Source organism: Streptomyces sp. 13-12-16, from assembly GCF_002114215.1.
In the GTDB taxonomy this organism is placed as follows: Bacteria; Actinomycetota; Actinomycetes; order Streptomycetales; family Streptomycetaceae; genus Streptomyces.
This window is the reverse complement of record NZ_NCTE01001497.1, coordinates 1-390: the sequence shown is the minus strand read 5'-3', so window position 1 is coordinate 390 and position 390 is coordinate 1. Positions and strand designations below refer to the sequence as shown.

The following is a 390-nucleotide window of genomic DNA, read 5'->3' as shown; positions in this document are numbered from 1 at the left end:
CCGCGGCGACCGCTCCCGCCTGTTCGGCGATGCGGCGGGGCCGGAACGCGGGCTGGACGTTGGTGCGCTGGGCGCGCCACAGCTCGCCCTCGCTGGTGAGCAGCCCGTCGCCGAGGATCTTGCGGGACTCCACCAGGCCGATGCCCTTGTGGTAGTTGGCGGCGTTGTCGGCCAGGACGTGTTTGGCGTAGTCGGGCCGGTTGAAGATGTACATCTTCTTCGGCCCCATGGCGACCCGCACGGCGTCGGAGAGCCGGGCGGCGTCCCGCATCATGCCGAGCCGGTCCACGGCGAGCTTGCGCAGCAGTCCGGGCAGGGCCCACACCGGCGGGCCCGGGGGGTGCACGCCCATGTCACACCTCCGGTACTCGGTCGGAGAGCTGCCGGAAG

General features: G+C 72.1%; 1 protein-coding gene. It reads right to left on the bottom strand.

The window, feature by feature from the left end; translation table 11 throughout:
• On the bottom strand, positions 1-352 hold a 352-nt coding region (locus tag B7767_RS43375; protein ID WP_143653034.1), incomplete at its 3' end, for a cytochrome P450.
• Positions 353-390: the final 38 nt, after the last annotated feature.